This is a genomic window from Bradyrhizobium hereditatis (assembly GCF_020329435.1).
Classification (GTDB): domain Bacteria; phylum Pseudomonadota; class Alphaproteobacteria; order Rhizobiales; family Xanthobacteraceae; genus Bradyrhizobium; species Bradyrhizobium hereditatis.
In genome coordinates this window covers 26,253-46,454 of the sequence record NZ_JAGKJK010000008.1, presented here as the reverse complement: position 1 = coordinate 46,454, position 20,202 = coordinate 26,253, and the positions used below count along the sequence as shown (strand labels likewise).

General features: G+C 63.4%; 21 protein-coding genes. 11 read left to right on the top strand and 10 right to left on the bottom strand.

Annotated elements, in window-relative coordinates; translation table 11 throughout:
• Positions 1–2 precede the first annotated feature (2 nt).
• The 3 genes from J6524_RS19395 (at position 3) to J6524_RS19385 (ending at position 3,614) form a co-directional block, all read left to right on the top strand.
• Positions 3–1,175: a M20 aminoacylase family protein gene (locus tag J6524_RS19395; protein WP_225673351.1), complete on the top strand. Its 1,173-nt coding sequence runs from the start codon at positions 3–5 to the stop codon at positions 1,173–1,175.
• Positions 1,168–2,592, top strand: a complete 1,425-nt coding sequence (locus J6524_RS19390) for an amidase (RefSeq protein WP_225673349.1) — start codon at positions 1,168–1,170, stop codon at positions 2,590–2,592. Before J6524_RS19395 ends, J6524_RS19390 begins: the two co-directional genes overlap by 8 nt.
• Before the next feature lie 131 nt (positions 2,593–2,723).
• On the top strand, positions 2,724–3,614 hold the full coding sequence (locus J6524_RS19385) for a crotonase/enoyl-CoA hydratase family protein (RefSeq protein WP_225673347.1): 891 nt from the start codon (positions 2,724–2,726) through the stop codon (positions 3,612–3,614).
• A gap of 136 nt (positions 3,615–3,750) precedes the next feature.
• Here the strand turns inward: J6524_RS19385 and J6524_RS19380 are convergent, their stop codons facing one another.
• Positions 3,751–4,725, bottom strand: a complete 975-nt coding sequence (locus J6524_RS19380) for an NADPH:quinone oxidoreductase family protein (protein ID WP_225673345.1) — start codon at positions 4,723–4,725, stop codon at positions 3,751–3,753.
• Entirely contained in the window at positions 4,725–5,333 is a 609-nt protein-coding gene (locus J6524_RS19375) for a 2-hydroxychromene-2-carboxylate isomerase (RefSeq protein WP_225673344.1), read from the bottom strand. Before J6524_RS19375 ends, J6524_RS19380 begins: the two co-directional genes overlap by 1 nt.
• Positions 5,334–5,598: 265 nt before the next feature.
• Between J6524_RS19375 and J6524_RS19370 the strand changes: the two genes are divergently transcribed.
• A complete protein-coding gene (locus J6524_RS19370; protein WP_225673342.1) occupies positions 5,599–6,621 on the top strand; it encodes a methionine synthase in 1,023 nt (340 codons plus the stop codon).
• Positions 6,622–6,736: 115 nt separating this feature from the next.
• Here the strand turns inward: J6524_RS19370 and J6524_RS19365 are convergent, their stop codons facing one another.
• From J6524_RS19365 to J6524_RS19355, 3 genes are all read right to left on the bottom strand, one after another.
• The gene (locus J6524_RS19365; RefSeq protein WP_225673340.1) at positions 6,737–7,381 is read right to left on the bottom strand and encodes a hypothetical protein; all 645 of its coding nucleotides are present in this window, start codon (positions 7,379–7,381) and stop codon (positions 6,737–6,739) included.
• Positions 7,382–7,543: 162 nt separating this feature from the next.
• Entirely contained in the window at positions 7,544–8,035 is a 492-nt protein-coding gene (gpt, locus tag J6524_RS19360) for a xanthine phosphoribosyltransferase (RefSeq protein ID WP_225673338.1), read from the bottom strand.
• A gap of 67 nt (positions 8,036–8,102) precedes the next feature.
• The gene (locus tag J6524_RS19355; protein WP_225673336.1) at positions 8,103–8,840 is read right to left on the bottom strand and encodes a competence/damage-inducible protein A; all 738 of its coding nucleotides are present in this window, start codon (positions 8,838–8,840) and stop codon (positions 8,103–8,105) included.
• Between the two features lie 220 nt (positions 8,841–9,060).
• Here J6524_RS19355 and J6524_RS19350 point away from each other — a divergent pair, with 220 nt between their 5' ends.
• From J6524_RS19350 to J6524_RS19330, 5 genes are all read left to right on the top strand, one after another.
• The gene (locus J6524_RS19350) at positions 9,061–10,479 is read left to right on the top strand and encodes a circularly permuted type 2 ATP-grasp protein (RefSeq protein ID WP_225673335.1); all 1,419 of its coding nucleotides are present in this window, start codon (positions 9,061–9,063) and stop codon (positions 10,477–10,479) included.
• Positions 10,480–10,495: 16 nt separating this feature from the next.
• On the top strand, positions 10,496–11,440 hold the full coding sequence (locus J6524_RS19345; protein ID WP_225673333.1) for an alpha-E domain-containing protein: 945 nt from the start codon (positions 10,496–10,498) through the stop codon (positions 11,438–11,440).
• 131 nt (positions 11,441–11,571) lie between these two features.
• Complete coding sequence (locus J6524_RS19340; protein ID WP_225673330.1) at positions 11,572–12,414, top strand: transglutaminase family protein; 843 nt, start codon at positions 11,572–11,574, stop codon at positions 12,412–12,414.
• A 364-nt stretch (positions 12,415–12,778) separates the two neighbouring features.
• Positions 12,779–13,537, top strand: a complete 759-nt coding sequence (locus J6524_RS19335) for a proteasome-type protease (RefSeq protein ID WP_225673328.1) — start codon at positions 12,779–12,781, stop codon at positions 13,535–13,537.
• A 13-nt stretch (positions 13,538–13,550) separates the two neighbouring features.
• Complete coding sequence (locus J6524_RS19330) at positions 13,551–14,315, top strand: SDR family oxidoreductase (protein WP_225673326.1); 765 nt, start codon at positions 13,551–13,553, stop codon at positions 14,313–14,315.
• Here the strand turns inward: J6524_RS19330 and J6524_RS19325 are convergent.
• The 3 genes from J6524_RS19325 to J6524_RS19315 all read right to left on the bottom strand — a co-directional run bounded on the left by J6524_RS19325 (position 14,312) and on the right by J6524_RS19315 (position 16,916).
• On the bottom strand, positions 14,312–15,352 hold the full coding sequence (locus J6524_RS19325; RefSeq protein WP_225673324.1) for a hypothetical protein: 1,041 nt from the start codon (positions 15,350–15,352) through the stop codon (positions 14,312–14,314). The two genes, J6524_RS19330 and J6524_RS19325, sit on opposite strands and share 4 nt — an antisense overlap.
• 11 nt (positions 15,353–15,363) lie before the next feature.
• The gene (locus J6524_RS19320) at positions 15,364–15,591 is read right to left on the bottom strand and encodes a hypothetical protein (RefSeq protein WP_225673322.1); all 228 of its coding nucleotides are present in this window, start codon (positions 15,589–15,591) and stop codon (positions 15,364–15,366) included.
• Between the two features lie 101 nt (positions 15,592–15,692).
• A complete protein-coding gene (locus J6524_RS19315) occupies positions 15,693–16,916 on the bottom strand; it encodes an MFS transporter (RefSeq protein WP_225673320.1) in 1,224 nt (407 codons plus the stop codon).
• A 243-nt stretch (positions 16,917–17,159) separates the two neighbouring features.
• Between J6524_RS19315 and J6524_RS19310 the strand changes: the two genes are divergently transcribed.
• Positions 17,160–18,410, top strand: coding sequence for a NupC/NupG family nucleoside CNT transporter (locus J6524_RS19310; protein WP_225673318.1), 1,251 nt, complete (start codon positions 17,160–17,162; stop codon positions 18,408–18,410).
• Between the two features lie 114 nt (positions 18,411–18,524).
• Here the strand turns inward: J6524_RS19310 and J6524_RS19305 are convergent, their stop codons facing one another.
• Together J6524_RS19305 and J6524_RS19300 are read right to left on the bottom strand one after the other, a co-directional pair.
• Positions 18,525–19,064, bottom strand: a complete 540-nt coding sequence (locus J6524_RS19305) for a cupin domain-containing protein (RefSeq protein ID WP_225673316.1) — start codon at positions 19,062–19,064, stop codon at positions 18,525–18,527.
• 150 nt (positions 19,065–19,214) lie between these two features.
• Positions 19,215–19,502: an usg protein gene (locus J6524_RS19300; RefSeq protein ID WP_225673314.1), complete on the bottom strand. Its 288-nt coding sequence runs from the start codon at positions 19,500–19,502 to the stop codon at positions 19,215–19,217.
• A gap of 380 nt (positions 19,503–19,882) precedes the next feature.
• Here J6524_RS19300 and groES point away from each other — a divergent pair, with 380 nt between their 5' ends.
• Positions 19,883–20,197, top strand: coding sequence for a co-chaperone GroES (gene groES / locus J6524_RS19295; RefSeq protein WP_225673313.1), 315 nt, complete (start codon positions 19,883–19,885; stop codon positions 20,195–20,197).
• The last annotated feature ends 5 nt before the right edge of the window (positions 20,198–20,202 follow it).

Genomic DNA, 20,202 nt, shown 5'->3' with positions numbered 1-20,202 from the left:
ACATGCCCACTCTCGAACGCATCGACGGCTACGCCGAGGAACTCACCGCCATCAGACGCGATCTGCATGCCCATCCCGAGATCGGTTTCGAGGAAGTGCGCACTTCCGGCATCGTCGCCGAGAAGCTCAAGGGATGGGGCATCGAGGTGCATCGCGGCCTCGGCGGCACCGGCGTAATTGGCGTGCTCAAGGGCAAGGGCAGCGGCGGCAAGCGCATCGGCCTGCGCGCCGACATGGACGCGCTGCCGATGGAGGAGAATACCAACCTGAAATGGCGCTCGACCATCCCCGGCCGCTTCCACGGCTGCGGCCATGACGGCCACACCACCATGCTGCTCGGCACCGCGCGCTATCTGGCCGAGACCAGAAATTTCGACGGCACCGTCCATTTCATCTTCCAGCCTGCCGAGGAAGGCCTCGGCGGTGCGCGCGCCATGATCAAGGACGGCCTATTCCAGAAATTCCCCTGCGACGAGGTCTACGGCCTGCACAACGCGCCAGATCTCAATCACGGCGAGATCGCGATCCTGCCGGGCCCGGCGATGGCCGGCGCCGACTTCTTCGACATCACGATCCAGGGCTATGGCGCGCATGGCGCGATGCCGGAGCGCTCCAAGGATGCGGTCGTGATCGCGACCACGCTGGCGCAGGCGCTGCAGACTATCGTCAGCCGCAATGTCGATCCGTTGAAGGCGGCGGTGCTGTCGGTCACGCAGATCCATGCCGGCTCCGCGAACAACGTGATCCCCGGCGACGCCAGGCTCGGCGGCACGGTGCGCGCCTTCGACGACGGCGTGCGGGCGCTGATCCGCGACCGCATGCGCGCGATCTGCGCCGGAGTTGCCGCGACGTTCGAGTGCGAAATAACCGCCGATATCCGCGACACCTTCAGCGTCCTCATCAACCAGGAAGAACAGTCCAGGGTGGTTGAAGCCGTGGCCAAGACCGTGGTCGATCCCACCAATGTGTTTACGCGCGCAGCGCCGAAGATGGGCAGCGAGGACTTTGCCGATATGATGCAGGAGGTGCCCGGCGCCTATTTCTGGATCGGCCATGACGGCTCGGTGCCGGTGCACAATCCTGGCTACGTCCTCGACGATAAGATCCTGCCGATCGGCGCCAGCATGTTCGCCCGCATCATCGAAACCCGTTTGCCGGTAGGTTCGCATGCATAAACCAGGCGCCGAAGAAGAGATCACCTCGCTGCATGACCTGTCCGCGACTGACCTGATCGCGGGCTATCGCGCCAAGCAGTTCTCGCCCTCGGAAGTGCTGGAGGAAGTGATCGAGCATGTCGCGGCGTGGGAGCCGCACATCAAGGCGCTCTATCTCTTCGATCCCGACGGCGCACGCGCTGCCGCGAAGGCCTCGACCGAGCGCTATCAGCGGGGCGAGCCGGCGGGCGCGCTCGACGGCGTGCCGGTTACCATCAAGGACAACATCGCCACCAAGGGCCAGCCGATCCCGCTCGGCGCCGCTAGTGTGAGGCAGGTGCCGGCCGAGAAGGATGCGCCGCCCGCCGCGCGCCAGCGCGAATCCGGCGCGATCATCTTCTCCAAGACGACGATGCCGGACTACGGCATGCTGTCGTCGGGTCTCTCCAGCTTCCATCCCCTCACCCGTAATCCCTGGGACCTCAGCAAGAATCCCGGAGGGTCCTCGTCGGGCGCAGGCGCGGCAGGTGCGGCCGGTTACGGCCCCCTGCATCTCGGCACAGATATCGGCGGCTCGGTGCGGCTGCCGGCCTGTTGGTGCGGTCTCGTCGCGCTGAAGCCGAGTCTGGGGCGCGTGCCGATCGATCCGCCCTATGTCGGCCGCGTCGCGGGTCCCATGACCCGCACCGTCGACGATGCGGCGCTGATGATGTGCGTGCTGTCGAAGCCGGATCGCCGCGACGGCATGAGCCTGCCGGCGGACGATAGCATTCACTGGAAGACACACGACAAGTCGCCACGTAAGATGCGCATCGGCCTGATGCTCGATGCCGGCACCGGACAAGCGCTGGAAAGCGAGGTACGAAGCGTCGTCGTCGAGGCAGCCAAAGCGTTTGAATCCGCCGGCGCCGTCGTGACTGAAGTCGACGGCATCCTGACGCGCGAGATGCTCGACGGGCTCGATAATTTCTGGCGCGCCCGGATGTGGGACGATCTTTCGAAGCTATCTCCCGAGGAGCGCGCCAAGGCGCTACCCTATATCCAGAAATGGGCGGAGGCCGGCGCACGGCTTTCCGGTGTCGACGTCATCAGAGGCTTCAACGCCACGATGGCGATCCGCGCAGCCGCGGCAAAACTGTTCTTCGAGCTCGATTACGTGATTTCTCCGGTGTCGCCGGTCGTGAGCTTCCCTGCGGAGTTTGCTTCGCCAATCAACGATCCCGACAAGCCGTTCGAGCACATCTGCTATACCGTGCCGTGGAATATGTCGGAAAACCCGGCCCTTTCGATCAATGGCGGCTACGACAAGAACGGTTTCCCGATTGGCGTGCAGATCATCGGCCGCCGCTTCGACGATCTCGGCGTGCTCGGCATGGCCAAGGCGTTCGAAGGCCTGCGCGGTCCGCAGCGGCCGTGGCCGACGCCGCCGAAGAAGTAAGCGTAAGGCATACAAGATCGTCATGCGCGGGCCTGACCCACGCATCCATCTCTTTCAAGAGGATGGATTTCCGGGTCAAGCCCGGCAATGACGAACGACAAACAACAAGCATCACAGGAAGGAACACCCCAATGGCCTACGAGACCATCAAGTACGAGGTCGACGATCAGATTCTGACCATCACACTGAACCGCCCCGACAAGCTCAACGCCTTCAACGGCACCATGCAGCAGGAGCTGATCGACGCCTTCGACGCGGCCGACAAGGATGACAACGTCCGCGCCATCATCGTGACAGGTGCAGGCCGCGGCTTCTGCGCCGGCGCTGACCTTTCTTCGGGTGCCAACACGTTTGACCGCGATGCGCGGCGCGGGCCGGTCAAGCGGCTCGCGAGCGGCGCGGTCGACTACAGCGATCCCCAGGTGCGCGATGGCGGCGGGCAGGTGACGCTGCGCATCTTCAAATGCCTCAAGCCCGTGATCGCAGCGGTGAACGGACCCGCCGTCGGCATCGGCGTCACCATGCAGCTTGCGATGGATATCCGCATCGCCTCCGACGCCGCGCGCTTCGGCTTCGTGTTCTCCCAGCGCGGCATCGTGCCGGAGGCCGCCTCGAGCTGGTTCCTGCCGCGCATTGTCGGCATCTCGCAGGCGCTGGAATGGTGCTATTCGGGCCGCGTCTTCCCGGCGCAGGAAGCGCTCGCGGGCCGTCTGGTCAGCAAAGTGGTGCCGCCGGACGAATTGCTGCCGACCGCCCGCGCCCTCGCCAAGGAATTCGCCACCAAGACGGCGCCGGTCTCGGTCGCGCTGATCCGGCAGATGATGTGGCGGATGCTGGGCGCGGACGATCCGATGGAAGCCCACAAGGTCGACAGCCGCGGCATCTACGCCCGCGGCCGCTCGGAGGACGTGAAGGAAGGCGTGGTATCGTTCCTGGAAAAGCGCCCGGCGCAGTTCAAGAACAAGGTGTCGAGCGACATGCCCGATTATTTCCCGTGGTGGCAAGAGCGGGAATATGAGTAGAGATTGCCCGCGACCTGAGGCTGTCGTCACCCGCGAAGGCGGGTGACCCAGTACTCCGAGACGCTAGTGATTGAGCCGAAAGGCCGCGGCGTACTGGATGCCCCGCCTTCGCGGGGCACGACCGAATGAAGTTCACTCACCCCATCACCAACGCCACCCGCCCGATCGCCTTGCGATCGATGAGTAGCCGCATCGCCTTCGCGTAATCTTCCAGCGGCAGGCGGTGCGAGACGTTGGGGCGAACCTTTCCGGCTTCCGCCCATTCCGTCAGCGCCTTGATCCTGACTTCACCGAGCGCGGGATTTCTCCGCACCGCTTCACCGGCGCGCACTCCGAGCACGCTGGCACCCTTGATCATCAGAAGATTGGTTTTGGCGAGTCCGATACCGCCAGTGAACCCGATGATCAGGAGCCGCGCGCCCCAGTTGATGCAGCGCATCGAGTTCTCGAAGACTTCGCCGCCGACGGGATCGAACACCACATCCGCGCCCTCTCCGTCGGTGATGCGCTTGACGGCGTCGCGAAACGGCTCGCGGTCGTAGCGGATGAGATGATCGGCGCCTCTTGCTTTCGCGATCGCAAGCTTCTCGTCGCTTGATGCGGTCGCAATCACTGTCGCGCCCAGCATCTTGCCGATCTCGACGGCGGCAAGCCCGACACCCCCGCCCGCGCCATGCACCAGCAGCACCTCGCCGGCTTTGAGCTGCCCGCGGTCGATCAGCGCGTGATAGGCGGTGCCATGGCCAGCCAGGAATGTCGCGCCTTCGGCATAATCGAATGTCGACGGCAGCTTCACGAGCTGCGATGGCGTTGCAACGGCTTCATCGCAATAGGCGCCGTGCCGCATCTTGACGATCACGCGGTCCCCCACCGCCACGCCTTCTGCCGCGTTGACCTCGACGATGTCGCCGGCGGCTTCCATGCCCGGCGTGAACGGCAGCGGCGGCTTGAGCTGATACTCGCCGGCCGCCATCAGCACATCAGGGAAATTCAACCCGGCGGCGCGGATGGCGACGCGCACCTGGCCCGGCACCAGCGGCCTGGAAGCAAATGTTTCCAGGCGCAGGTTCTCGGGCGGGCCGAGCTCGCGGCAGACGACGGCTCTCGGCATCAGGCGGCCCGCGCTTTGACGCGCTCCAGCGCCTCGCGGATCAGCGGCATACGGTCGTTGCCGAAATACATGTCGGTCTTGTCGACGAAGATCGTCGGCGAACCGAAGCCGCCGCGCGCCATCACCTCGTCGGTGTTGGCCTTGAGCTGGTCCTTGATCGCCTGCTGGCCGATGCCGTCGAAGAATTTGACGTGATCGATGCCGACCTTCTTGCAGATCTCGGTCAATACCGAATCCTGCGAGATGTCCTTGTCGTCGCCCCAGTACGCCTCGAATACCGCGCGCGCAAACGGCACCATATCCTTGCCAAGCCAGATGCAGCCGCGCATCGCCTTGACGCTGTTCACGGGAAACACCGTCGGCGGCATCTTGATCGCAAGGCCCGCCGAGCGCGCCCAGTCGGCGAGGTCCTTCTTCATGTAACGCGCCTTCAGCGGCACCGGCGTCTCGCGCGCGGCATAGACGCTGGGGTTCACGGTATTGAAGATGCCGCCGACCAGAATCGGTCGCCATGTGATCTCGACGCCCAACTCCTTGGCGAGCGGCTGGATGTTGTGAAAGGCGAGATAGGTCCAAGGACTGGAGCAATCGAAGAAGAATTCGAGCATGGCTGTTTCCTTTTCTGTTGCATTCTTCTCCGTCTCCCCATTGCCTATGGGAGAGGGGCTCTCTGAACGAGTCGCGAATGCGGTTGCTCCTGTACCCCCTGACCTCGCCGCGGTCATGGCCGACAATGGCCGGAATCCGGTTATTCGGGCTGATCGCAGAAATTCCGGCCTGAACTGCTCCGGTCCCAACGACTATTGTTGTTCTGTACCTGCAGCATAAGACATGGCAGACAGGCGCTCAATCCGAACCGACCGGGAGGCTCCCATGCTGTTTCCAACCACGATCGCAGGGTCGCTGCCGAAGCCGGAATGGCTGGCCGAGCCCAACATGTTGTGGGCGCCCTGGAAATCAAAGGGCGACGAGCTGGCCCGCGCCAAGCGCGATGCCACCATGCTGGCCGTGAAGCTGCAAGAGGATGCCGGCATCGACATCGTCACCGAGGGCGAGCAGGCCCGCCAGCATTTCGTCCACGGCTTTCTGGAGAAGGTCGAGGGCATCGATTTCGCCCACAAGGTCGAGATGGGCATCCGCAACGACCGCTACAAGGCGATGGTGCCGCAGGTGATAGCGCCGCTGACGCTGAAGGGCCGCGTCCATGCCGACGAGGCCCGCGTTGCGCGTACCCACACTAAGAATAAGCTGAAATTCACCCTGCCCGGTCCGATGACCATCGCCGATACCGTCGCGGACAAATATTACGGCGACAAGGTCAAGATGGCGTTCGCCTTTGCCGAACTGCTCAATGCCGAGGCCAAGGCGCTGCAGGCCGATGGCGTCGACGTGATCCAGTTCGACGAGCCGGCCTTCAACGTCTTCATGGACGAGGTCTCCGACTGGGGCATCAAGGCACTGGAGCGCGCCGCCGAGGGACTGACCTGCACCACCGCCGTCCACATCTGCTACGGCTACGGCATCAAGGCCAACACCGACTGGAAGCAGACGCTCGGCAGCGAGTGGCGGCAATATGAGGATATCTTTCCGGCGATCGCGAAAAGCTCGATCCAGCAGGTGGCGATCGAGTGCCGAAATTCAAAAGTGCCGCTGGATCTATTGGCGCTGCTTCCCGGCAAGGTCGTGCAGGCCGGCGTGATTGACGTCGCCAGCGATACGGTCGAGACGGCCGAGGACGTCGTGAAGGTGATCGAGCAGGTCGCGAAATTCGTGCCGCTGAGCAATATCGTTGCGACGACCAATTGCGGCATGGCGCCGATGCGGCGGGATATTGCGGAAGCCAAGCTGATGGCGCTGGGTGCCGGCGCGAGGCTGGCGAGGGAGAGATTGGGATAGGAGTTTTGATCCGCGCTGATCAACACACGACACACTGAGCCCTCTCCCCCCTTGCAGGGGAGAGTTGGAGAGAGGGGTAAGCCACGCACACCGCCGTCGCGACTTACCCCTCTCCCTAGCCCTCCACCGCAAGGCGGGAGGGAACGTACCGTGCGCTCGGATGCAGCACAGGGCGATACCCAGCGCCCAGCGCACGCAGCGTTGACGGCGGCGTCAACAGTAATGCGTCATCGAGTGCGTCGACCGCCTCGCTGTAACCCGCCATTGACCATTGCAGCGCCCTGCCCTGCACGATCAGGAAACTCGCCTCGCCCCGCTGCACCATCGCGCCGTCAGGCAATTGCGCCAATGGCATCGGCAACGCGTGCAACCGCTTCTTGCTGCCCGCCAGCCGCTCCCGATGCAGCACGGCATCCATCTCCCGCGCGCGAATGTCCGCAACGCCATTGCCCTTTTCCCAGCAGCTACGAAAACGGTTGGCGTCGTCGCGGCGGCAGAAGAAGCATGGGCGATGGCCGGCGGCGAAGGCGGTGGCTTCGTCGAAAAAGAACAGCTCGGTCCAGCTCCGCCGGCCCATCACCGGCCGCCGCCAGCCCCTGAACTCGCACAGGCATGTAATCCAGGCCGGGCTCGACCAGCGCTTTTTCAGCAAGGCCTTGGTCGCGGGATCATGAATGATGCCGCGGTTGCCGGTGAACAGGCCGCGATGTGTGGTGGCGATGATGTCGCCGGTGGGCGTGACGCGGTTTTGGAGAGACATGGTTCTTTCCTCTCCCTCTCCCCGTCCTTCACGGGGAGAGGGTCGGGGTGAGGGGAGCCTCCGCAAACCCGGTGAGAGACGGACTCGCGGAGAGTCCCCCTCACCCGGATTGCATCTCCGATGCAATCCGACCTCTCCCCGCACGCGGGGAGAGGTGAACAGTCACGGCCGGATCGGCGGCTGGAACGACAGCGCGGTATCCCAGGGAAAATGGATCCAGGTGTCCTGCGATACTTCGGTGATGAAGGTGTCGACCAGCGGCTTGCCCTGCGGCTTGGCGTACACGGCGGCGAAATGCGCGTCCGGCATCATCGCGCGCACCAGGCGCCCGGTCTTGCCGGTGTCGACGAGGTCATCGACGATCAACAGCCCTTTCCCTGTGCCGCCGCCGAGTTTTGCCACGTCGGCCGATACGCCCTTGAGCGCCTTGAGATCGCCTTGCCTGGTGTGGTCGTAGCTCGCAATGCAGACGGTATCGATGACGCGAATGCCGAGTTCACGCGCGACGATCGCCGCCGGCACCAGTCCGCCCCGGGTGATCGCGATGATGGCGTGAAATGGCCCGACTTCGTTGAGCCGCCAGGTCAGCGCGCGGCAATCCCGGTGAAACTGGTCCCAGGAGACCGGAAAGGCCTTCTCCAGCGGCGCCGTCACGAGCGCGCTCCAGAACGATGTGTCACTCTTGTTCTCCGTAATTCTTAAAACCGGATCGCTCGCGCCCCTACCGCGACACGTTCAATCCCGCTAGCATCTCCTTCACCGCGGCCATCGCGGCGTTGAGCTTTTCGGGATCGCGGGAGCGCACGACAAGGCTGGTGTTCGGCTTCTTGTCCTCGTCCATGAAAGGATAGCTGCCGATGATGGTGTCGGGATGGGCGTTGGCGATCTCCCGCAACGGCCCGCCGATATCGCCCTCCCGCGCATTGGCCGTTACCGAGTCCGAGAGCATCCGCACGCCCGACTTCAGCTTCGGCGCGACGATATCCATCATCGCCTGCATGATCGAGGGAATGCCCGCCATCACGATGACGTTGCCGAGCTTGAAGCCGGGGGCCAGGATGGTGGCGCTCTGGATCAGCTCGGCGCCGTCGGGCACACGGGCCATACGCAGCCGCGCCTCGTTCAGATCCTGCTCACTCCAGCGCTCGCGGAAGCGCGCAACGACCTCCGGGTGATGGTCGATGCCGACGCCGAACGCCTTGGCGACGCTGTCGGCAGTGATGTCGTCGTGGGTCGGGCCGATGCCGCCGGTGGTAAAGACATAAGTGTAGCGATTCCGCAGTGCATTAAGGGCGTCGACGATGTCGCTCTCGTCGTCGGCGACGATGCGGACTTCCCTGAGGTCAATCCCGATATTGGTCAGGTATTCGGCAATGAAGCCGATGTTCTTGTCCTTGGTCCGGCCGGACAGAATCTCGTCGCCAATGACCAGAATACCCGCCGTGACGATCTCGCTCATGACTTCTCCCCACCTGTCCCGGTACTTTGCGCAAGCAACGCATTGAAGTCACCGGGGTTTGCTGCCGAAATAAGCACCCGGCAGCCCTTTTTTAGGGCAGCGCGGCCGGCCACCCACACGAAATGCCGCAAGCCAATGCATATCGCGCTGGCCCGAGCCTTGCTACCATCCCGTGAAGTCATGCACTGTGCCGCATGGCTTCGAGAGATAGTCAGGATTTATGGCAGTTGCCTTTGATGAAATGAACGGGCCCGGCGGTGACCTCCGTCCGGCCTATCAAGAGCTCTCCCGCTGGCTGAAGGAGACGCCTCCGGAAGCCCTGGAATATCGCCGCCAGGAGGCGGAACTCCTGTTCCGCCGGATCGGCATCACCTTTGCCGTCTATGGCGACGCCGAAGCGCAGGAACGGTTGATCCCCTTCGATGTGATTCCGCGGATCATGTCGGGCAAGGAATGGACGGTGCTGGAAAAGGGCCTGAAGCAGCGGGTCCGCGCGCTCAACATGTTTCTGCGCGACATCTATCACGGCCGTGACATCCTGCGCGCCAACATCATTCCCGACGACTTGATCTTCCAGAACCCGGTCTTCCGTCCCGAGATGAACGGCCAGAGCGTGCCGCACGACGTCTATGTGCACATCGCCGGCATCGATATCGTCAGGGTCGACGCCGAGAATTTCATCGTGCTGGAGGACAACGCACGGACCCCTTCGGGCGTGTCCTACATGCTGGAAAACCGCGAAATCATGATGCGGCTGTTTCCCGACCTGTTCGCCCGCCACCGCGTGGCGCCAGTCGAGCGCTATCCCGACGAGCTGCTCGCCGCACTGCGCTCGGTGGCGCCGCTTTCCGCCTCGGCGGAGCCGACCGTCGCGCTGATGACGCCCGGCGTCTACAACTCCGCCTATTACGAACACTCCTTCCTCGCCGACAAGCTCGGCATCGAGCTCGTCGAGGGCCGCGACCTCATCGTCAAGAGCGACGAGGTGTTCATGCGCACCACTGAAGGGCTGAAGCGCGTTGACGTCATCTACCGCCGCGTCGATGACGATTTCCTTGATCCGCTGACCTTCCGGCCGGATTCTGCGCTCGGCGTGCCTGGGCTGATGTCGGCGTATGCCGCCGGCAATATCACGCTCGCGAACGCGGTCGGCACCGGCATTGCCGACGACAAGGCAATCTACTCCTACATGCCGGAGATCGTGAAATTCTATCTCGGCGAGGAGCCGATCCTGAAGAACGTGCCGACCTGGCGCTGCCGCGAGCCGAAGGACCTCGCCTATGTGCTCGACAATTTGAGCGAACTGGTCGTCAAGGAAGTCCACGGCTCCGGCGGCTACGGCATGCTGATCGGCCCGGCCGCGACCAAGGCCACGATCGAGGCGTTCCGCGACAAGCTCAAACGCGAGCCGGAAGGTTTTATTGCCCAGCCGACGTTGGCGCTCTCGACTTGCCCGACCTGCACCGCCTCCGGCCTTGCGCCGCGCCATGTCGACTTGCGTCCGTTCGTGCTGACCGGCAGCAAGCACGTCACTATCGTGCCGGGCGGGCTGACGCGGGTGGCGCTGAAGGAAGGCTCGCTGGTGGTCAACTCCAGCCAGGGCGGCGGCACCAAGGACACCTGGATACTGGACGAATAGAGAGCGAATCCCCTTCATGCTGTCGCGCACCGCCGAAAACCTGTACTGGCTGGCTCGCTATGTCGAGCGCGCCGAATATATCGCGCGCACCATCGACGCGACCTTGCGGGTTACCGCGCTGCCCGCCGCTTACATCGGCAAGACCAATGAGTGGGAGTCGGCGCTGCTGACCGCCGGCGTCAGCGCGAGCTTCTACGAAGCGTATCTGGAAGCCAACGAGCAGAACGTCGTCGAGTATCTGGCGTTCTCCCCATCCAACCCCTCTTCGATCAAGAACTGCATCGAGGCGGCGCGGCTGAATTCGCGCTCGGTCCGCACCGCCCTGACATCGGAGATGTGGGACACCATCAACTCGGCCTGGCTCGAACTGCAGGAGGTCTGGGGCAAGGGCACGTCGAGCCGCGAAGAGCTGGCGCGGTTCCTGCGCTTCGTCCAGGAGACCTCGCTACGCTTCGACGGCTCGGCCTACCGCACCATGCTGCGCAATGACGCCTACTGGTTCTCGCGGCTTGGGGTGCATCTGGAGCGCGCCGACAACACCGCGCGCATACTCGACGTGAAATACCACGTGCTGCTGCCCGAAGAGGAGCACGTCGGCGGTCCTCTCGATTACTACCAGTGGACCTCGATCCTGCGTTCGGTGTCCGCACTCACGGCCTATCACTGGGTCTATCGCGAGACACTGAAGCCGTGGCTGATCGCCGATCTCCTGATCCTCAACGACACGCTGCCGCGGTCGCTGGCGAGCTGCTACAGCAACCTCGTGCGCAATCTCGACCAGATCGGCGTCGCCTATGGCCGCCAGGGCCCGGCCCAGCGCCATGCCCGCGGGGTGCGCAACCGGCTTGAACACAGCCATATGGACGATATCTTCCAGCACGGCGTTCACGAATTCATCCAGGAATTCATCGCCGACAATTCGCGGCTGGGTGAGATCATCACCAGGCAGTATTTGATTTAACCAACCACCGTCATTCCGGGGCGGCTCGCAGAGCCGAACCCGGAATCTCGAGATTCTCAGGTGCGCAATTGCGCACCATAGTTCGATGCTTCGCATCGCCCCGGAATGACGTGCGAAAGAAGAGACGCCCAATGCGCCTGCGAATTGCCCACACCACGACCTATCGCTATGAGCCTGCCGCCTCGGGCGTGATCCAGATCCTGCGCATGACGCCCGGCAGCCATGACGGGCAATATGTCGCCGAATGGCAGATCGACGTCTCGACCGATTCCCGGCTCGACATGCACCAGGATGCCTTCGGCAATGTCACCCATGTGCTCACCCATGGGCCCATCTCCGATCTCAGTATCCATGTCGAGGGCCTGCTCGAGACCCACGACACCGAAGGCGTGCTGCGCGGCACCGACGAGCGCTTTCCGGCTAGCCTGTTCCTGCGCCAGACCGCGCTGACCTCGGTCAATCCGGCGATGGCGACGTTTGTCCGCGAGCTGCGCGCGGAATCCGACGGCGACGTGCTCGGCTTCCTGCACGCGCTCATGGTGCAGATCAACGAGCACATGACGTTCGACGAGGACCCGACCCATTCGGGCACGTCGGCCGCGGAAGCGTTCGGGCTCAAGCGCGGCGTCTGCCAGGACTATGCGCACATCTTCATCGCCTGCGCCCGTTCCGGCGGCGTGCCGGCGCGGTTCGTTTCCGGCCACCTGCTACGCGCCGACGGCACCGTTCATCAGCAGGCGGGACACGCCTGGGCAGAAGCGCATGTGCCTGACCTCGGCTGGGTCGGCTTCGACGCCGCCAACGGCATCTGCACCACGGATGCACACGCCCGCGTCGCCATCGGGCTCGATTACCTCGGCGCAGCTCCTGTGCGTGGCACCCGTTATGGCGGCGGCAACGAGACGCTGACGGTCGCGGTCAAGGTCGAACAGGTTGGGCGGCCGAGCCAATGGCAGAGCCAGTCGCAGTCGTAGGGGCCGGACGCTCCTTCGCCGTCATTGCTCTATATGTCGCCCGTGCGATACATGGTTCCAATCTGGTTTGCGCCTTCGGATTTTCTTGTTCGGCCAGCGGGCGGAACAGGCGGATCGCGGGAACGTAGTCGCCGCGGTTGTAGGCCACCATGCGGTCTTCCCAGGGACCTGCCAGCGCACGGGCGCGGCCAAGAGGAGCGTCACGACAACCGAACTTGCCAAAGCTGATTTCTGCATGCCTGCCCGCCTTCGGGATGTCTTGGTCGCCCGACGGATAGCGCGCCACGGGGAATTGGGGTTGGATGCCCCTTCGAAATTGGCTACTAGTTTGGCCGCCGAAAATGGACGCGCTCGGGGACTTGGAATGACCTATTGTTGCGGAATTCTAGTGCGGGACGGTCTGGTCATGATCGCGGATACCCGCACCAATGCCGGCCTCGACAACGTCTCGACCTTCCGCAAGCTGCATATTTTCTCAAAACCCGGCGAGCGCATCATGGCGATTGCCAGCGCCGGCAATTTGGCGATCAGCCAGTCGGTGCTTTCGACATTGACCGAGGGCATCGAGGATCCAAACACCGGCGAGGTCGAGACGCTGATGAACGCGCCGACCATGTTCCAGGCGGCGCAGCGTATCGGGCGAGCCATCCGCCTGGTCCATGCCACCGAAGGCCCGGCGCTGCGATCCGAGGACGTCTCCTTCGACGTCTCCTTCCTGTTCGGCGGACAGATCAAGGGCTCGCGGATGCGGCTGTTCATGGTCTACACCGCCGGCAATTTCATCGAGTGCACCACCGACACGCCGTATTTGCAGATCGGCGAGCATAAATACGGAAAGCCAGTGCTGGACCGCGCGATGCATTACGACGTCGAGCTCTACGAGGCGCTGAAGACCGGCCTGATCTCGATGGATTCGACCATGCGTTCCAATCTCGGCGTTGGCCTTCCGATCGACGTGCTGGTGGTGCGGGCGGATGCCTGCGAAGCCGATCTCAACCACCGCATCGAGGCGGGCGAGCCCTATTTCCACGATCTGCGCTCGCGCTGGTCGGCAGCGCTGCGCGCGGCGCATCAGAATATCCCGAGACCACCCTACAAAACCCAAACAGAAACAAAGAACTGAAGGCGAGGAAACAATGGCCGACGCAACAAACAAGATCGCGCTCGTAACCGGTGCCGGCACCGGCGTCGGACGCGCGGCATCGCTGGCGCTGATGAATGCCGGCTTCACCGTGGTGCTCGCCGGACGTCGCATGGAGATGCTGGAGGAGACCCAGAAGCTCGGCGGCAATGTGGGCAAGAGCCTGTGCGTTTCGGCCGACATGACCAAGCCGGATTCGATTGCGGCGCTGTTCGCCAAGGTGAAGGATACTTACGGCCGGCTCGACGTTCTCTTCAACAATGCCGGCATGGGCGCGCCGCCGGTGAATTTCGAAGACCTCAGCCTCGAGCAGTGGCAGGCGGTGGTGAACACCAACCTCACCGGTCCCTTTCTGTGCACGCAGCACGCCTTCCGCATCATGAAGGACCAGAACCCGCGCGGCGGCCGCATCATCAACAACGGCTCGATCTCGGCGCACGCCCCGCGCCCATTCTCCGCGGCCTATACCTCCACCAAGCACGCGATCACCGGCCTGACCAAGTCCTCCAATCTCGATGGCCGCATGTACGACATCGCCGTCGGTCAGATCGACATCGGCAATGCCGCCACGCCGATGACAGACCGCATGGTCGCCGGCCCCGGCGTGATGCAGCCCGACGGCACGATGAAGCACGAGCCGCGCATGGACGCAAAGGCGGTCGGCGATGCCGTCGCCTACATGGCCGGCCTGCCGCTGGATGCCAACGTGCTGTTCATGACGGTCATGGCGACCAAGATGCCGTTCGTGGGGCGAGGCTAGCCGTTCACGCGCTGCAGGCGTTCGCGCAAAAACCGGCGCAACGCCTGCTCCGCCGCTTCCGTCGGGGTCGCTTTACCAAATCCGATCAGCCGGACATCCACCAGAGGATACTCGTCGCTGCGGAACGCGAGGCCGTCCATCACGCCGAGCGGAACTCGAACGACGGCGTCCTCGCCACGTCGTGCGGCCTGCAGTTCATCGAGCTCCTTTCGAGAGTCGAACCAGAAGAACCTTGTCATCTCCCGCTGCGTGATATCGCGCCGCGCGATGTGGACCTGCGGGTTGCGACTGATCGAGGTTAGCCCGTACTCGTCCGGCATGGGCACCACGACAAACGACGTCGCGCCGTCGGGCATTGCAGGACCTATGAAGACTTTGACGTCGTGATAGGGAACGTCGACGCGATATCCGGCAACAGCAATGTCGGGGGTAGGCAGGATGTGCAGCGCGCGCAGCGCCGGACGAACCTGGTTGTTCATGAGCCTGAAGCCGGTGTGGCCGAATATGCCGGGGCTGTAGAACCACGCGAAAGCACAGGCCAAAGCCAGCGCCCCAACTTTCAGACTATGGCGGGGATTGCGTTCGCGGCGCACGCGATCAGCGAGCCATAGCTGCGCGGCGAGAGCCGCAATCGCACTGAGGCAGGCACCGGCGACGGGCAGCCAGCGCGGCACGGCGCTGGCGGGATGGCCGAGCGGCAACTGATACGCTGAGCGAATGGCAAGATAGCCGCCGAACGCGATCGTCAGCCAGACATATGCGCCGACCAGATTTGCCCGGAATTCCCGGCGCGTATCCGCAGCCGACCACGGAAGGCCAAGCAGGTAACGGCTGGCAAGGGTGAGCAACAGCGCCAGGATGAGACCACAGCCGATCAGTACGAGAGTGTTCGTCGCAAACGGCAGCCGCGCGCCTTTAAACTCTACACCGATCGAGATCGCCGCTCTGATCGCAACTCCCGCGATGACGTCGGGCACTTCCCCCACGGCAACCACCAGCCAGTCGATCGCCAGCGACGATACCGCAAAGCTCGCCAACGCCAGGACGATCAGATCGTACCAGGCAGGATTGATCGGCGCGCAAGGTCGGAGAGGATAAAGCCCGCCAGCGCTCCTCCCGCACAGAGCTTCATGGTCAGGAGGAAGTATCCGTCGGGAAGGTTCGCAATGCGCAGATAGATTGTAGCGCCGTAAGCGGCATACATCGCCCATGCGAGCGGCACGGCCACCCACAGCCAAAGCGGCACTTCGAACTGACGCTGTCCGATCCGGATCATGCCGGGATGATAGCGGCGCGCGTTTAATCCCCGGTCAATGACAGCGGGAAAAGCGGGTCTCGGCGTTAGCAATCTGGAAATAATCCCGCCGCCGGCTGCCCCTACTCCAGCCGCTCCACCTTCCGCAGCGCTGGGAATAGCTTCATCCATAGCAGCGCGACCGCAATGGTGCCGATGCCGCCGATGACGGCGGCCGGCACCGTGCCGAATAGCGCCGCCGTAATGCCGCTTTCGAACTGGCCAAGCTGGTTGCTGGCATTGATGAAAAGGAAATTCACCGCGCCGACCCGGCCACGCATCTCATCGGGTGTCGAGAGCTGCACCAGCGAGAAGCGGATCACCACGCTGATCGTGTCGGCGGCGCCGAGCGTCGCCAGCGCCAGCACCGACAGCCACATCCATTGCGACAGCGCAAACACCACCGTCGCCGCGCCAAAGACGATCACCGCCTGGAACATCCGCAAGCCCACATGGCGATTGATGGTGTGGCGCGCGAGATAGGCCGTCATCAGGAGCGCGCCGACCGCCGGCGCGGCGCGCAGGATGCCGAGCCCGAGCGGCCCGCTCTGCAGAATATCGCGTGCATAGATCGGCAATAGCGCCGTGACGCCGCCGAGCAGCACGGCGAACAGGTCGAGCGAGATGGTGCCGAGAATCGCCGGGTTGTTGCGGATGAAACGAACGCCGGCATACACATCATCGGCGGTCGGATCTGCTTTCGGAAGCTCCTGCCGTTCCGTGCGGATGAAGCCGGTCAGGACCGCGCCCGCCAGCCAGAAGACGACGATGATGAGGTAAGGCAGGCTCGGCGCGACGACATAAGCGAGACCGCCAAGCGCGGGGCCGGTGATGGTCGCGACCTGCGCGGCGCCGGAGGAAATCGCGGTCGCCCGCTGCAGCGAGCCCTTTGGGGCGATCAGCGGCAATAGCGCCGCGGTCGCCGGGCTCTCGAAAGCACCGGCGATCCCGATCACGAAGGTCGCGACGAAGATCTGCACCTCGTTGAGCCAGCCGGCAAAGGTCGAGACCGCCAGGAACAGCGCGGTCGCTGCTTCCGCGATCTGGCAAAGTTGCACGACGCGTTTGCGCTCAAACCGGTCGGCCGCATGGCCGGCTACGAAAACCAGGAGCGCGGTAGGCAGGAATTGCACCAGCCCAACCATGCCGAGATCGAAGGCGCTGCCGGTGATGTCGTAGATCTGCCAGCCGATCGCGACCGCGGCGATCTGGCTGGAGAAGCGCGAGAGGCTGCGCGACAGCAGGAAATACAGGAACGGCCCGCGCCTCAGCAGATCGCGGGCGCCGACCGGTAGCGTCGAGGACATGGTCGAGACGGGTGGCTGACACCAAGGCCATTGTCAATGGTCGGGGTCGGATGGGAATCGTGTCCCGGACGCAGCGGCACGAAGTGCTGCGCTGCTGAGCCGGGACCTGTTTCCGTGTGGCGAGATGGGTCCCGGCTCTGCGGTGCACCGCCCAAGAGGCGCTGCACCGCGTCCGGGACACGAGCTGGGTTTTCACAATTCCGCGGCGCAGGCATAATCCCGGCCCGGGGTTTCGGGGGACCTATGCTGCAACTGCAATCGGCGTTTGGCGTGCTGGCGTTGCTGGCAATCGCGTGGGCGATCAGCGAAAACCGCCGCGCGGTTTCGTTGCGCCAGGCGGCGATTGGCCTCGCCGTCACCATCGTCACGGCCCTTGCGCTGCTCAAGCTGCCGCCGATCGCAAAGGCGTTCGGCGCCATCAACGATGCGGTCAACACCATCTCGGCGGCTACGCGTGCCGGCACCTCCTTCGTGTTCGGCTATGTCGGCGGTGGCGCGCCGCCCTTCGATCTCAAGACGCCGGGCGCGGATTTCGTGCTGGCGTTCCAGGCGCTGCCGATCGTGCTTGTCATGAGCGTCCTGACGACGCTGCTGTTCTACTGGCGCGTGCTGCCGCCAATCGTGCGCGGCATGGCATGGCTCTTGGAGCGCACGCTCGGCGTCGGCGGTGCGGTCGGGCTGTCGGCCGCGGCCAATATCTTTCTCGGCATGGTCGAGGCACCGCTGTTCATCCGCCCTTATCTGGCGCAGCTCACGCGCAGCGAATTGTTCCTGGTGATGACCGGCGGCATGGCCGGCATCGCGGGTACCGTTCTGGTGCTCTACGCCACTTTCCTCGCGCCGCTGATCCCCGACGCAGCCGCGCATTTTGTCATTGCATCCGTGCTCGGCGCGCCGGCAGCGATCCTGATCAGCCTGATCATGGTGCCGGAGACATCAGACAAGCGCACCGGCGGATCATTGGAAGATCCTGACATGCAGACGTCCTCGACCATGGACGCGATCGTCAAGGGCACCACCGCGGGACTTGAGCTGCTTCTCAACATCGTCGCAATGCTTTTGGTATTGGTGGCGCTGGTCTATCTCGCCAACGCCATCCTCGGCCTGTTGCCCGAAATCGGCGGCGCGAAAATCTCGCTGCAGCGCCTCCTCGGCTACTTGATGGCGCCGGTGTGCTGGCTGATCGGCTTGCCTTGGCCGCAGGCCGTCACGGCAGGCAGCCTGATGGGGACCAAGACCGTGCTCAACGAGTTGATCGCCTATCTCGAGCTGTCAAAGCTCGGGACGGATGCGCTCGACCCGCGCTCGCGGCTGATCATGCTCTATGCGATGTGCGGATTCGCCAACTTCGCCAGCCTCGGCATCATGATCGGCGGCCTCGGCACCATGGCGCCGGAGCGGCGCGAGGAGATCAACGCGCTGGGGTTGAAGTCGATCGTGTCAGGGACGCTGACGACGTGCCTGATGGGTGCGGTGGTGGGGGTTTTGATCTAGTTCGTCATGCCCGGGCTTGACCCGGGCATCCATCAATTGGGAGAGAGTCTTGCGAAGCGAGATGGATGGCCGGGTCAAGCCCGGCCATGACGAGCGTTGGCGTAAGCGCCGTCCTTACGACGCCAATTCCACCGTCTTGAAATCCGCCGGCAGGATCACTTCCAGCAATTCCGCGTCGTCGGAATAATCCATGATCAGATGCTTGATGCGCGGCGGCTGGGTCCAGGCGCTGCCTTCCTTCATCAGCGTCTCGCCCTGCCCTTCCATGTAGGTCTTCACCCAGCCCTTGAGCACGTAGACCATCTGAAATTCGACGTCGTGGTAATGCAGCTTTGAAACTTCCGCCGGATTGCAGGGCCCCTGCAGGCGGATCACATGCGCCTGTGCGAGGCCGTGGGTCGCATCCTTGATGCCGAGGTCGCGATACTTTGCGTAAGGGCGCAGCCCGTCGGCCTTGAAGTCCTCTTCGCGGTGATGGCTGATCGCGATGGTCTGCTTCGGCCGCGCCTTCTTGGCCGGCTTGGCTTTCGACACGCGTCCTTTGGATTTTATGGTCTTGCGAGCTGAAGACTTGGCCGCCGTCTTGTGACCCGACCACTTCTTCCTGACGGCGGGCTGCGCCGCCGGCCGTGATGCCACCTTCCGCTTGGCCATTTCTGCCTCCCTTTTTGTTTGTCGCGGAGAGGCTAACACCAATTCGCCTGCGTAGGGTGGGTTAGCCGAAGGCGTAACCCACCGAAGAGCGCGCGGCAGCGGAAGCATGGCGGGTTACGCTGCGCTAACCCACCCTACACGGCCCGAATATCAATGCAGCTTGAACACCCCGTCGACCGCGCGCAGCTCGGCAGGCTTGATCAGCCTGGAATGGGCAACCGTGACGGAAAACAGCGGGCCATCGAGCTTTTCCTGCCAGAAAGCGAGGAAGTCCTGCAGCGCCGGGAATTTCGGACAGAGATCGTAGTTCTGCCAGACATAGGTCTGCAGCAATGAAGGGTGATCCGGCATCCGATACAGGATTTGCGCCGTCGTCAGCCCGTAACCCAGCACCTGCTTCCGGAAGTCATCGGAAACAAAACCAACCCGCGAGACCATGCCAATACCTCCATTTCTGGAGCGCATTGTCCTGGTGGCCCACACCGAGCCACCCCGGCGGAGATGCGCTCACATGAGCGAAATGTGACGCACGATACCAACCTATCACAAGCCTAAATGTTTAATGATGTGTTGAAAAATTCGCACGTTAGCAGCAGCTTACCGCACGTGCTAATAAGGGTCCGGCGCATCCGCAGGGCCCGTTAATCATGCCGCGTAAAATTGGCAGACGCCATGTTTGAGTGCCAATTTTTCTGTTAGAAGCCCTTGTCCCCAAAACAAGTCTGGCCTAAATCAGCCGCAGCCGCGCTGGCACTCGCCGGCACGGACTGCCAAAAATCCAGAATTCGGCAACATTTCCAAACGTTTAGGAGGACTGCATGAACTTCCGTCCGCTTCACGACCGCGTCGTCGTCAAACGCATCGACGCAGAAGAGAAGACCGCTGGCGGCATCATCATTCCGGACACTGCCAAGGAAAAGCCCTCCCAGGGTGAAGTCGTCGCTGTTGGCCCCGGCGGCCGTGACGAAACCGGCAAGCTGATCCCGATCGACCTCAAGGTCGGTGACCGCGTGCTGTTCGGCAAGTGGTCGGGCACCGAGGTCAAGATCGACGGCCAGGAGCTCCTGATCATGAAGGAGTCCGACATCATGGGCGTGCTCGACGTCCCCGCTTCCAAAAAGAAGGCTGCCTAAGCGCT